Source organism: Fulvivirga ligni, assembly GCF_021389935.1.
Taxonomy (GTDB): Bacteria; Bacteroidota; Bacteroidia; order Cytophagales; family Cyclobacteriaceae; genus Fulvivirga; species Fulvivirga ligni.
Genome location: NZ_CP089979.1, coordinates 3657229 through 3670893 on the forward strand (window position 1 = coordinate 3657229; position 13665 = coordinate 3670893).

Genomic DNA, 13665 nt, shown 5'->3' on the forward strand with positions numbered 1-13665 from the left:
CATACTTTAATTATTATTTTTTATGTTTATGACATGCATCATAAACACTTCCTTCAATATGCCTTTTTATTACTTACTTTATGTGTGGTAGGATGTAAGCCTTCAAATAAAGAACTGAAAGAGAAAGGGATATCTCAAGAGCTGGCGGCTGATCGTAGGCAACGGGTTTCAAATATTAATTATAAACTTGAGTTTCAAATACCTGAAAATACTCAGGATTCCATTCAAGCATCCGAGGAGCTGAGCTTTGACTTTACTGGAGGAGAAGATCTACTCCTGGACTTTAATGTTGATCCTCGTCTTTTGAAGTCGGTGACAATTAATGATGCTGAGGTAAAGACTAAGGTGTTTGATGAACATATTGCACTTCGAGCCAGAGATCTGAAGGAGGGGAGGAATACGGTCAACATTGAGTTTGTGGCTGGTGAGCAGTCTTTAAATAGGCATGATGATTACCTATATACGTTGTTCGTACCTGAGCGAGCTTCAACGTGCTTTCCGCTGTTTGATCAGCCGGATTTGAAGGCGGTGTATGATCTTACCTTGCGTGTGCCAAAGGGATGGAAGGCAGTGGCTAATGGTTCGCTAAAGAAGAAAGAAGAGGCTGGTGAGAGAACTACTTATCAATTCAACTCATCACCATTAATAAGCAGTTATCTGTTCTCTTTTGCTGTGGGTGATTTTCAGGTGGTGAGTCGCGAGGTAGGTGGAAGAAAGATGAATATGTACCACCGTGAAACGGACACTGTAAAACTAGCCAATAACCTTGATGCTATATTCGATTGGCATCAAAAGTCAATTGCGTGGTTAGAAGATTATACTGAGATTAAATATCCTTTCGAAAAATTCGATTTTGTACTGGTGCCGTCATTCCAATACGGAGGAATGGAGCATCCGGGAGCTATTTTATATAAGGCCAGTTCCATGCTGCTAGATGAGTCAGCTACATTGAACGAACAAATGGGTCGTGGTCAGCTCATTGCCCACGAAACGGCCCACATGTGGTTTGGTGATCTGGTCACCATGAAGTGGTTCGATGATGTATGGCTGAAAGAAGTGTTTGCCAATTTCATGGCTTCCAAAATAGTTAATCCTGGTTTCCCGGATATCAATCACGATCTTCAGTTTTTAATGTCTCACTATCCTGCGGCCTATGATGTGGATAGAACTGAAGGAACGCACCCCATTCAGCAGCCATTGGATAACCTGAAAAATGCCGGAACTCTCTATGGATCAATTATTTACCACAAAGCGCCAGTGGTTATGCTTATGCTAGAGCAAGCTATGGGCGAAGAAGCGTTTCAAAACGGCTTGAGACAATATCTAAAAACCTATTCCTTCAGCAACGCTACCTGGGATGATCTCATAGCCATAATGGCCAAAGATGCTGATTTTGATATTGAGCAATGGAATAAAAACTGGGTCAAAACTGGTGGAATGCCATCAACTTATTTCTATCTAAAAAGTAAAGACAAGTCTTCAATAGATAAGTTTTCTCTCTACACCAGAGTAGATCATGTAAATAATAAAGATGATGGCTGGCGTCAGGATCTAAAGGTGCTCATGGCCAATCAGGATTCCATTTATTATACCGAAGCTAATATGCTTACTGCCCCGGAATCATTGAATTTAACAGGAAATCCCTATCCTCAGTATGTCTTCACTAATGGAGGTGGCTTAGGCTACGGCTATTTTAAATTCGGTCCGCAAACTAAAGATTGGCTCATCAGTAAGCTGGATTCTTTGGAAAATCCTGTGCTTAGAGGAGCTGTTTGGATTGATCTATATGAAAGTATGCTAAGGGCTGAGGTTAACCCTAAGAATTTGATGGAAAAGTGTTTGCAAAGCCTACTCACTGAGCAAGAACCACTAATTGTGGCATACATCACCAACGTGGCTCAGGAGATTTATTGGAAATTTTATACAGAGAATCAAAGATTGGACTTGGCCCCTCAGCTGGAAGGTGTTTTACTTAATCTGGCTCTAAGTTCACCTTCTTCGAACCTTAAATCAACTTTCTTCCATGCCCTAACATCTGTGGCGCTTACTGATCAGGGAGTAGATTTGCTAAGAAATTTGTGGTCTAAAGAAACGGAGATTGAAGGACTCACTTTATCAGAGCGAGATTATACCAGCTTAGCCTATGCTTTGGCGGTAAGAGAAGTTGATGGGTATAAAGACATTTTGCAGGAGCAGCAAGAACGGATATCTAATCCTGACCGTAAGAATAAATTCAAGTTTGTCTTGCCAGCCCTGTCTGCGGATACAGCAGTTCGAAGGGATTTCTTCAATAGCCTGAAGGAAGAGAAGAACAGACAAAACGAAGATTGGGTGCTTACTGCCATTTCTTATCTTCATCACCCTTTGAGAGCTGACTATTCTGTGCAGTTTATTAAGCCTAGTCTGGATATGCTAGAGGAGATTCAGCTTACAGGGGATATTTTCTTTCCACAAAGATGGCTGGGTGGTACCCTTGGAGGCCATAGCTCTGCGGAAGCAGCTGAGCAAGTGCAAGTATTCTTTTCGAGCTATCGGAAGTATCCCAGTAGACTAAGAAATAAGATTTTACAATCTTCTGATAAGCTGTTTAGAGCGGTGAAGGTAAAGAAAAAGTATTCTGAATCAGAAACTGATGAAATTTCTGAAGTACTACTGCCGCTTAGTGAATAACTTGCTTAATTTTATCGCTTAATCTATTGTTTTCATACATATCGTTTTATTACTTGGCGTATGGTTCTAAAAACCGGAGGTGCGTTAAATGAGTGAAGATCTTCTTAAAGCTATTATTCAGCTGTTTGCCATAGTAGCAAAGGAAAGAGTTACGGAGGCAGAACGTGATAATATACAAGAATTCTTATCCCTGCATGTTAATCAGGAGCTGGTAGGTTACTATCTCAGCCTTTTTGATCAGCTATGCGATGAAAACAAGGTAGATGCTAAGCCTGAGTTAGAGAATTTGGATGATGATACCCTGGAGTTTGTGGGTGATTGGTCCAGAATTATGGCTATAACCAAAGAGGTGAACAAGGCGCTCACCATGCAGCAGAAGATGGTATTGGTGGTGAAGATCATTGAGCTGGTCTTTGCAGATGGTGAGATTTCTGAAAGACAGGGCAACCTTATATTCTACATTGGTGAGGCTCTGAAAATATCCAGAAAAGATATGGTGGTGGTAAGAAATTTTGTTACCGCCTATGATCTGGAAGAACTCTCTTCTAAAGATATTTTAATTATAGACGAAGGTTCAGGTGAATATGATCTGAATGGTCCACGGTTAGTGGCTAAAAATCTTACCGGAGTTATAGCCATACTGAGGTTAAAAGATATCGAAACCTATTTTATCAAATACCTTGGTATATCGGCACTTACATTAAATGGAATTCCTCTCAAGAGTAGGAAGATAGATATATTTCCTACCGGTAGTACCATTAGAGGAAATAAGATCGAGACCATTTATTACAGTGATGTTGTAAGTACTTATCTCAGTCGTCAGGTAAAAAGTAAGATTACTTTTAGTGCAGAGCACTTGTTTTATCATTTCAAGAGCGGTAGAGCAGGACTGCAGAATGTAAATATCTGTGAAGAAGGAGGGAAGCTGGTAGGTATAATGGGAGCCAGTGGCTCAGGTAAATCTACTTTGCTCAATGTAATCAATGGGGCAGACAAGCCTTCTAGCGGCAGGGTGGTGATCAACGGTATCGATATCCATGAAAATCCTCACGCTATGGAGGGTGTTATCGGTTATATTCCCCAGGATGATTTGTTGATAGAAGAGCTTACAGTATTTCAAAACCTCTATTATGCTGCCAGGCTGTGCTTTGAGCAATATTCTGAGGAAGAAACCGAAAAGCTGGTGAATAAGGTGCTTACTAATTTGGGCCTTATTGAAATCAAGAACCTTAAGGTAGGTTCCCCTTTAGAAAAGACCATAAGTGGAGGACAAAGAAAGCGAGTAAATATTGGTCTGGAGCTCCTTCGTGAGCCTAGTGTGCTGTTTGTGGATGAGCCCACTTCAGGTTTGTCGTCTCAAGATTCTGAAAATATTATGGACCTGCTTAAGGAGTTATCTTTAAGAGGTAAAATGGTATTTGTGGTCATACATCAGCCGTCGTCAGACATATTCAAGATGTTTGATAACCTACTCATTCTGGATGTAGGTGGACTGCAAATTTATTACGGTAATCCTATAGCCGCAGTCACCTATTTCAAGGAGATAATGAATGCTGCTAATAAGGATCAAAGTTCTTGTCCGGAATGTGGTAATATCAATGCGGAGCAGATCTTCAGCATTATAGAAACTCGCATTGTTAATGAATATGGAAGGCTTACCAATAAGCGAAAAGTATCTCCAGGGCAGTGGTATCAGTATTTTAGAAGTAGGATCAAGATTCCTAAGATTCAGCAGGTAACTGAGCCCATAAAAGTAGCTCAACACATACCAAACTGGTGGAGGCAATTTAAGGTTTACCTAACCAGAGATATTCTCTCCAAGTCAGAAAACACTCAATATCTGGCTATTAACCTGATTCAGGCTCCGTTTTTGGCCCTTTTTATGGCCTATTTGGTAAGATATTATGCCACGGTGGAGAAAGATCATGCATCTTATCACTTCTTTGAGAATGATAACATTCCGGTATATTTCTTCATGAGCATTATTGTGGCCTTGTTTATGGGCTTAACCGTAAGTGCCGAAGAGATATTTCGTGATAGGAAAATAAGGAAGAGAGAGAAGTTTTTGAACTTGAGTAGGAGCAGTTATCTGGCCTCCAAAGTTCTGATCTTATTTGGGATAAGTGCGCTACAGACAGCCTCCTTCGTAATTATAGGGAACTGGGTGCTGCAAATACATGATATGAACATCAGCCTGTGGTTGATATTGTTCAGCTGCTCTTGCTTTGCTAACATGCTGGGACTCAATATTTCAGCGTCATTTAACTCAGCAGTAACCATTTACATTCTTATCCCAATTTTGCTTATTCCTCAGCTAGTCCTTAGTGGCGTGGTGATCAATTTTGATAAGTTTAATCCACAGGTGACTACCATGGAAGGGGTGCCGATTATAGGAGATGGAATGGCTTCACGCTGGGCTTTTGAGGCGGCCATGGTAGCTCAGTACAAGAATAATAGCTTCGAAAAGGAGTTTTATAATCTGGAACAAGCGAAAGCTAATGCCGAATATAAAAAGCTGTACTACATACCTCGTTTGGAATCTGAGCTGTCTCATGTTTTCCATAATATGCAGCGCAAGCTGGCTTCTCACAATGAAGATCTTCAGAAATCATTAGAGCTGGTGAGAAATGAGCTGCAGGGTGAACTCAAGCTAATAGGCAAGGACAGTACTTCATTGGTTGATCAGCTGGTTTTAGAGGAGTTTGATTCTACTACCTATGAGCAAACCTCACATTTATTACAGGTGCTTAAACAGATGTACATGAACAAGTATACTGAAGCAGTGAACAAGATAGATCAAAAAGTTGAATCTTTGGCTGCAGAGCTTGGCGGGCAAGCTGCTTTCGATTCCATGAGAATGGAATATCAAAATGAGGCCATTACCATCGCTTTAAAGAACACGAATACTACCCACCGGGTGATTGAGCATAACGGACATTTGATTCAGAAGATATATCCTATCTATTTTGATTCCTTTAGACCTCTGAATCCTGTAGATTATCGTACTAAATTCTTTGCTCCGCATAAACCTTTCCTGGGGCAAATGATTAATACTTTTGCCTTTAACCTGATAATTATCTGGTTTATGAGTATCATCTTGTTCATAGCGCTGTACTTTAAATGGTTATCAAATCTTTTAAAGTTTTTATCCGGAGGAAGAAGAAGGAAAAGAATTAACAAGTAGAGAAGGAGTTTAAGATGCTGAAGATTGCCTGGAAGGAAAATTATGTGCACCCATTGCCGGATAAGCACAGGTTTCCCATGATAAAGTATGAGCTGTTGCCCCAGCAACTGTTGTATGAAGGAACAGTATCTGAAGATAACTTTTTTGCTCCGGCCTCAGCTTCTGATGACTTGATAGAAGCTGCTCATACAGAAGACTATTGGCATAAGTTAAGAAGCCTTCAGCTAACTAAAAGCGAAATAAGAAAAACAGGTTTCCCCCTCAGTGAATCTCTGGTAGAAAGAGAAATCATCATAGCACAAGGCACGGTAGACTGTGCTAAGTATGCTTTGGAAAATGGTGTAGCTATGAATATCGCTGGAGGCACCCATCATGCTTTTACTGACAGAGGCGAGGGGTTTTGTCTATTGAATGATCAGGCTATCGCGGCTTATTATCTTTTAAATAATAAGCTTGCCAGTAAAATACTCATTATAGACCTGGATGTACATCAGGGAAATGGCACAGCTGAAATATTCCAAAATGAGGATCGGGTTTTTACCTTTAGTATGCACGGCGAGAAGAATTATCCTTTACATAAAGAGAAAAGCGATCTGGACGTTCCAGTTCCTGACCATACTTCGGATGTCGCATATTTAGGCACATTAGAAAAACATTTGCCTCAGTTAATAGATGCAGTGCAACCAGACTTCATCTTTTATCAGGCTGGAGTAGACATATTGAGTACAGATAAGTTGGGAAGGTTAAAGGTTAGTATTGATGGTTGTAAGAGTAGAGATCGATTAGTGCTGGAGGCATCTCATCAAAATAAAATCCCGGTAGTTGTAACTATGGGAGGAGGCTATTCTGAGGAAATCAAATTTATAGTAGAAGCTCATGCCAATACTTATAGATTGGCTCAGGAGATTTATTTCTGATCATACAGCTATGCTTCTGTTTTCTCTATAATATTCATCTAAAGCTACAATAAGGGGTTCGCGTTTGTCCAGAAGATCAGCATGGGTGAATTTAGGTGCGTCCTTGATCCAATCTGAATTAAAATTTACCATGAGATCACTAGTGTGATGATCAATGTATAGATAGTTTACAGGCACCGCTCTTAAAATATTACTGTCAGAGGTAAGATTTTGAAGGCTCCTTTCTTTAAATACTATGTATTTGATATTGTTTTTAAGAATATCAGCTATCAAACCCACCTCTCCATATACCGGATGGTGTATTTTTTTATTGATAAGCTTCCTTTTCAGTAGTTCGTCCAGTTCCATGAGTTAATAGTTTGTTCTTATAATGTGAATTAGTGTAGAATGTTTAATTTATTATGTCTACGGGCAATATCTTGTCCAAATAGTAAATATTACTTTCAGAAGTATTTTTTTTGATAAGTTGTGAATAATTGTCCCGTCATTATGGATTTAATTGCTCATTGCTCTGGTGAAAATCCCCATCAAATGCTCAAATAAGGCTTTGGCAAAGAAATGGTATTAGTGATCATGAATTAAAAATCGAAAGCTATGAATACTGACAATAAGAACATTATAGATAAGCTAAACCATTTGATCAAAAGGAATTATGATGCTGAATATGGTTATAAAGATGCTGTAGAGGATGTGAACGATCCTCAGCTTCAAACCATGTTTAAGGCTTATGAGGAGCAGAGATATAGATTCGGTCACGAGTTGAAAGGTGAAATTCAAAACCTGGGTGGCGAGGTGACTAAAAAGGGAACAACATTAGCAGGAGACATTCACAGAAAATGGATGGATTTGAAAGCTGCAATTAGTAATCATAATGAGGAAGCGATTCTGGAAGAATGCAGAAGAGGGGAGATGACTTCATGGGAAGATTATAACGAGGCGCTGAGTCTAGAAAACTTACCAGCTTCTACTTACATGATACTTAAAGATCATAAAGCTAAAATAGATGAGTCGCTATATCAAATCATGGAATTGAAGGATAACATGGTCGCGAAATAGGTTTGAATTACAAAGAAGAAAGGGCTGGAAATTAATTTTCAGCCCTTTTTTTATGCATTGTTAAAACAAAAATAATACTTAAAGCTTTCTGATGGTGCCGAACATTGGTAATTTCATCTAACTAACTAAAAATCAAAATCTAACCCAATCAGAAATGAAGCAAATTCTACTAGGTAAAAAGACAATTTTATGTCTTTTGCTCATGCTATTTAGCTTGTATGGATGGTCCCAGTCCATATTTATAAATGAGATACATTATGATAATGCCAGTGCAGATACCAACGAAGGTGTAGAGATAGCCGGTCCTGCCGGTACAGATCTTACGGGCTGGTCACTAGTGTTCTATAACGGAAGTGGAGGTGCGCCGTACAGCACGCTGGCGCTTTCAGGAATTATTCCGGCTCAGGACGGTGCCTTCGGAACTATCTTCTTCAGTGAAGCTGGGGTACAAAACGGAGGGCCTGATGGTATCGCTTTGGTAGATGGTTCTTCATCTGTAATTCAGTTTTTGAGTTATGAAGGCTCTTTCACCGCAGTTGGCGGTCCGGCTGATGGCATGGAGAGTGTAGATATCATAGTTGAAGAAAGTGGCACAACTCCTGTAGACTTTTCATTGCAGCTGGCGGGAGTAGGAACAAGCTATACAGATTTTACATGGCAAGATCCTCAAGCCAGCACTTATAATGCTGTGAATACAGGTCAGAGTTTTGGTGGAGAGCCGCCGGTAGCATCAGTGATTATTAACGAAATTGATGCTGACACCCAAGGCACCGACATCGCTGAATTTATCGAGCTTTATGATGGTGGATTGGGAAATACTTCACTTGATGGTTTGGTAGTAGTGCTGTTTAATGGTAGCAATGACCTAAGTTATCAGGCTTATGATTTAGATGGGTATACTACAGATGCTGATGGTTATCTTGTGTTAGGAAATGCAGGAGTGAACAACGTTTCTCTTGAATTTAATTCTAATACTTTACAAAATGGTGCTGATGCAGTAGCCTTATATGAAGCTGACGCTACTGATTTCCCTTCTGGCACGGCAGTGACATTAACAGGCCTTTTAGATGCAATTGTTTATGATACTAATGATAGCGATGATGCAGAGCTGCTAACACTGTTAAATGCAGGTGAGCCTCAGGTAAATGAGGATGCAGCTGGTGATAAGGATGTTCATTCTTTACAACGATACACTAACGGTAGTGGAGGAGAGAGAAATACAAGTACATATGTGGCTGCATTGCCAACTCCAGGTGCTCCGAATACCAATGTTACTGAGCCTATAAATCTGGTAATCAATGAAATAGATGCTGATACGCCAGGTTCTGATCAGGAGGAGTTTATTGAATTATATGATGGTGGTGTAGGAAATACTCCGTTAGATGGTTTTGTAGTGGTATTATATAATGGAAACGGTGATGCTGTTTATAATGCTATTGACCTATCTGGATATACTACTAACGCCGAAGGTTATTTTGTGCTTGGAAATGCTGCTGTGGTTAATGTGGATTTGGTTTTTGGAAACAATGCACTACAAAATGGAGCTGATGCCATCGCCCTTTATCAAGGTTCGGCTTCTGATTTTCCAAATGGAACTATCGTTACCACAGAAAATCTGATAGACGCCGTAGTTTACGATACAGATGATGATGACGATGCAGAGTTATTAGTTCTGCTTAATGCTGGTGAGCCTCAGCTGAATGAAAATGAAGGTGGTGATAAGGACAATGAGTCTTTACAGCGTTTTCCTAATGGTTCTGGAGGACTTAGAAATACCAGTGCTTATAGCACAGCTTCTCCTACACCGGGAGCAGAGAATGGCGCAGTGGCACCTCCGGGAGAGTTGGTGACTATTGCAGAAGCCAGAGCGCTTGCTTTAGGTACTTCGGTAACAGTAAGAGGAATTTTTACGGCATCAGATCATTTTGGTGGTCCTGCTTATATTCAAGATAACACCGCAGGTATAGCTATCTTCGATGGTACTTTACACGGAGACATGCTTTTTAGTATTGGCGATAGCGTAGAGGTTTCTGGTGTTTTAGAAGCTTTTAATGATCAAATTCAAATTGGTACAGTGAGCAGCGTGACAGATTTCGGACCTGCTTCTTCACCAATTGTTCCTCAAGTGGTCACTTTAAGCGAGTTATCAGCCCATCCTGGAGAACTGGTTACTGTGCTCAACACATCTTTCCCTAACCCTGGAGATATCTTATTTGGAAACTCAAATTACAACCTTACTGACGCCAGTGGCTCAGGTGAATTAAGAATAGATGCTGATGTTCAGGAGCTGGTTGGTTTTGAGCAGCCAGAAACTTGTAGTTCAATTACAGGTGTGGTAGGAAGGTTTCAGTCAATCTATCAGCTACTTCCAAGACAAACGGCAGATGTGCCATGTGCAGCTCCTTATGAGCCAGATGGTGAGGACCTGTCCATCCCAAGGTCATCTACTTTTGATGTAGCTGCCTGGAATATCGAATGGTTTGGAGACGAAGGAAATGCCCCAGCCAGCGATGCCATTCAGAAAGATAGCGTGAAAGCGATATTATTAGCTCTTGATGCGGATATTATTGCTGTGGAAGAAATAGTTGATACAGTATTATTTGCTCAAATGATCAGCGAAATGCCTGGTTATGACTACTTCTTGTCAGATTTTGTTTCAAATCCAGGTGTTTATGATAATAGCCAGAGAGTAGGGTTTGTGTATAATACAAGTACAGTGGCTCCAGATTTCTCAGCTTCAAGAGCTCTACTTTCTACCATTCATCCTATTTACAATGGCGGAGATGACTCTTATCTGGTAGGTTACCCTGATGCTAGAGATAGATTCTGGGCTAGTGGTAGATTGCCATATATGTTAGAGGCAGATGTAACTATCGATGGCATTTCAAAAAGAATCAATATGCTGGTAGTTCATGCCAGAGCCAACAGCAGTGATGCTCAAAGTAGATATGACATGCGTAAGTATGATGTTGAAGTGCTGAAAGATTCATTAGATGCCTATTATTCAGATGTAAATCTGATCATGTTAGGTGACTATAACGACGATCTTGATGAGACAGTGGCAGATGTGCCTACCACAGTAAGTACATATGAGGCCTACATTGCTGATACTGCCGAGTATAAGCTATTAACATTGCCTTTGAGTAACCAGGGCCTAAGAAGCTATGTTTTCTATACTAACGTTATTGATCATATCATAGCATCTGATGAAGCTGCAGAATATTTCCTAGAAGGATCAGCTAGAATTGGATATCAGTTCTATGACAGCGATTATGCTTACAATACTTCTGATCACTTACCAGTGACGGCTCGTTTTCAATTTACTGAAGAGATTACTTCAAATGACTTTACCGCAGTTTCAGTAGCCAGTTTCAATCAAGGGAAAAGAGCGAATGGCTGGCCTGTTTCTTATATCAGAAGTGATCCAAACAAGGCTTTAGGTCTTCCTCTTGAGAATTATTACTACAATTTCGTAAGTCTTGGTTTTGGCGGTGAAATTGTGCTGGAATTAGATAATTACATGTATGACCTTGAAGGTGATGAATTCAGAGTTTACGAAAGTAGCTTTGGTCCATTAGAGCTTCCATGTTTCATCTACCCAGAAAAAGCAGAAGTATTTGTTTCTGAAAACGGAATAGATTTCGTGAGCGTAGGTACTACCTGCCAGAATGGTGATTTTGATATGGCAGGAAGTGGCCTGGAAAGAGCTAAGTATATAAAAGTGAAAGATGCCACCAAAAAGAGCATGTTTTTCGGTCTAGCCGATGGTTATGATTTAGACGGAATTTATAATCTACATCAGGCAGCTAATGCACGAACCATTACAGATCATCAAAATTATGTTCCTAATGAGGATGGTGATGTTGAAGTAAATGTTTATCCAAACCCTTTTAGCGCTGAATTGAACATTGACGTAAGCAGCATTGAAAGCCAGGAGGTAGAGATGACCGTAACCGACATCACAGGCCGTCAGGTAATTGCTCGCGATATAAAGATTGATGCTGGAAATTCTTCTTTAAAATTGAACTTAGAGGAACTACCAAAAGGTGTTTATATCCTTCGCTTAAACGGAGAAGAAGAGATTCTTAAAAGAACGGTTGTAAAAGATCGTTAATAAGAAATATGCATAATATGAAAGCCCAAGCGAGAGTTTGGGCTTTTTTTATTCACCTCAGCCAACCCTCTCCTCAGGTAGAGGACTTTTTTACTCCCTTCTCCTTTGAGGAGAAGGGCTGGGGATGAGGTGATCTTATCCTCCATTTGTAACGAGGATTTGTAGAGCCTGGCATTTGTAATGAGATACAGTTTCTTCTATCATAGCCGTCGTAGGTGCCGCCATCTACGAACTATAAGCATCTAAAAGACTTCTATGAGTTCATAATTATACTGTCCAAACCTTTTTTCAATGCTTCATCACGACCATAAATGGCTTGACCCTCAGCTCTGAAGATATCAATGACTTCAATTCCTAATACCTCCAGAAAGAATTTTAGGTAGTTGGTTGTAAAATCATAATCCTTAAGCTTTCCCTCTGAATAAACACCGCCAGAGGAGGTCACTATGTAGGCTTGCTTGCCGGTGAGGAGGCCAGTGGGTAGGAGGCTGTCATCTTTGTACTCATATTTAAAGGTGAGACCTGCTCTGGTTATCTGATCGAAATAAGCCTTTAGGGTAGAAGGTATGTTCCAATTATACATAGGCGCTTCTACTACTAAAATATCCGACTTCAATATGTCACCGATTAATTTATCCGAAATGCTAATTTCCGCATGTTGTGTCTCTGTTCTTTGTTCAGGCGGAGTGAAGAATACTGAAATATGTTCATCGGTCAAATGAGGGATGTCGATCTTGGTAAGATCATGCTCAATAATGACATTTTCAGAATCCTGATTTTTAAAATTTTGAATTACTTTTCTACCTAAAATTCTACTGATAGATGTCTCTTTCTTTGGACTTGAAATGATATGCAATATTTGTTTCATCTTTTTAATAAGTTATAGATTCATATCGCAAAATTATTTATTTTAGCTATACATTATATAGTAGTTACTATTTGGTTAGTACTGACTTTTGGGTTAGTAGGTAATTGAAAATTAGTGGATATGAAAGATAAAGAAACTGCATTTTACCAATCCCAGTGTGTGGATAATTTATTAGCCACGGAAGATGCTTTGTACGTCCTGTCAGGAAGATGGACCATCAGAGTTATGATTGCAATACAGAGTGGTTATACCAGATTTAATGTAATTCAGCGAACTGTGAAAGGTATTTCTGCCAGAGTATTATCAAATGAATTGAAAAAGTTGGAAGAAAACCATCTTGTTGAAAGGACCGTTTTTTCCGACCAGATTCCTGTTATAGTTGAATACCTCCCCACCGAGTATAGTCATACACTGAAAGAAGTGATTGGAGCATTAGTAGAGTGGGGTATAAATCACAAAAGAAAAATCACAGAGGATTAAGTTTGAGCCCATCTATAATCCTCCGTACATAACGAATATTTCTAGGCACAAGCATTTATAATCTGCCTCAGTCCTAAATCACCCGCCTTCGTAGGTGTCTCCACCTACGAAACTGAAGGCTGTTCCACGAATATTTCTATTGATATACAGCGATCTTACATCTCAAAATCACACTCAGTGTACATCTAGAGGTGAATTTGGTTAGTTATAAATAAAAACTCTTGCTGCCCAGTCGTGCGGTGAAAGAATACTGAAAATCAGATTTAGCTCAAGTCCTTAGTGGTAGTTACGATCTATGAAATGCTCCAGTTCTCGGAAGACCTTGCAGCAAGAAAGACTTTTTTGTTACTTTTTTGGTCGATTGCAAAAAAGTAAA

General features: G+C 39.8%; 8 protein-coding genes. 6 read left to right on the top strand and 2 right to left on the bottom strand.

The window, feature by feature from the left end; translation table 11 throughout:
- Positions 1-33 precede the first annotated feature (33 nt).
- From LVD16_RS15635 to LVD16_RS15645, 3 genes are all read left to right on the top strand, one after another.
- Entirely contained in the window at positions 34-2670 is a 2637-nt protein-coding gene (locus LVD16_RS15635) for a M1 family metallopeptidase (RefSeq protein WP_233769209.1), read from the top strand.
- Positions 2671-2758: 88 nt separating this feature from the next.
- Positions 2759-5854, top strand: coding sequence for an ATP-binding cassette domain-containing protein (locus LVD16_RS15640; RefSeq protein ID WP_233769210.1), 3096 nt, complete (start codon positions 2759-2761; stop codon positions 5852-5854).
- A 14-nt stretch (positions 5855-5868) separates the two neighbouring features.
- Complete coding sequence (locus tag LVD16_RS15645; protein WP_233769211.1) at positions 5869-6771, top strand: histone deacetylase family protein; 903 nt, start codon at positions 5869-5871, stop codon at positions 6769-6771.
- Here the strand turns inward: LVD16_RS15645 and LVD16_RS15650 are convergent, their stop codons facing one another.
- Positions 6772-7119: a hypothetical protein gene (locus tag LVD16_RS15650; RefSeq protein ID WP_233769212.1), complete on the bottom strand. Its 348-nt coding sequence runs from the start codon at positions 7117-7119 to the stop codon at positions 6772-6774. It lies immediately after the preceding gene.
- Between the two features lie 246 nt (positions 7120-7365).
- Here LVD16_RS15650 and LVD16_RS15655 point away from each other — a divergent pair, with 246 nt between their 5' ends.
- Entirely contained in the window at positions 7366-7827 is a 462-nt protein-coding gene (locus LVD16_RS15655; RefSeq protein WP_233769213.1) for a ferritin-like domain-containing protein, read from the top strand.
- A 154-nt stretch (positions 7828-7981) separates the two neighbouring features.
- Complete coding sequence (locus LVD16_RS15660) at positions 7982-11941, top strand: T9SS type A sorting domain-containing protein (RefSeq protein ID WP_233769214.1); 3960 nt, start codon at positions 7982-7984, stop codon at positions 11939-11941.
- A 253-nt stretch (positions 11942-12194) separates the two neighbouring features.
- On the opposite strand, the gene LVD16_RS15665 is transcribed toward LVD16_RS15660, so the two are convergent.
- On the bottom strand, positions 12195-12809 hold the full coding sequence (locus tag LVD16_RS15665; RefSeq protein ID WP_233769215.1) for an FMN-dependent NADH-azoreductase: 615 nt from the start codon (positions 12807-12809) through the stop codon (positions 12195-12197).
- A 120-nt stretch (positions 12810-12929) separates the two neighbouring features.
- Between LVD16_RS15665 and LVD16_RS15670 the strand changes: the two genes are divergently transcribed.
- A complete protein-coding gene (locus tag LVD16_RS15670; RefSeq protein ID WP_233769216.1) occupies positions 12930-13289 on the top strand; it encodes a winged helix-turn-helix transcriptional regulator in 360 nt (119 codons plus the stop codon).
- Positions 13290-13665: the final 376 nt, after the last annotated feature.

What these genes read in the sequence shown, in the direction of transcription:
- LVD16_RS15635 (WP_233769209.1), top strand. Translation starts at nt 34, where the DNA reads ATGCATCATAAACACTTCCTTCAATATGCCTTTTTATTACTTACTTTA.
- LVD16_RS15640 (WP_233769210.1), top strand. Translation starts at nt 2,759, where the DNA reads ATGAGTGAAGATCTTCTTAAAGCTATTATTCAGCTGTTTGCCATAGTA.
- LVD16_RS15645 (WP_233769211.1), top strand. Translation starts at nt 5,869, where the DNA reads ATGCTGAAGATTGCCTGGAAGGAAAATTATGTGCACCCATTGCCGGAT.
- LVD16_RS15650 (WP_233769212.1), bottom strand. Translation starts at nt 7,119, where the DNA reads ATGGAACTGGACGAACTACTGAAAAGGAAGCTTATCAATAAAAAAATA.
- LVD16_RS15655 (WP_233769213.1), top strand. Translation starts at nt 7,366, where the DNA reads ATGAATACTGACAATAAGAACATTATAGATAAGCTAAACCATTTGATC.
- LVD16_RS15660 (WP_233769214.1), top strand. Translation starts at nt 7,982, where the DNA reads ATGAAGCAAATTCTACTAGGTAAAAAGACAATTTTATGTCTTTTGCTC.
- LVD16_RS15665 (WP_233769215.1), bottom strand. Translation starts at nt 12,809, where the DNA reads ATGAAACAAATATTGCATATCATTTCAAGTCCAAAGAAAGAGACATCT.
- LVD16_RS15670 (WP_233769216.1), top strand. Translation starts at nt 12,930, where the DNA reads ATGAAAGATAAAGAAACTGCATTTTACCAATCCCAGTGTGTGGATAAT.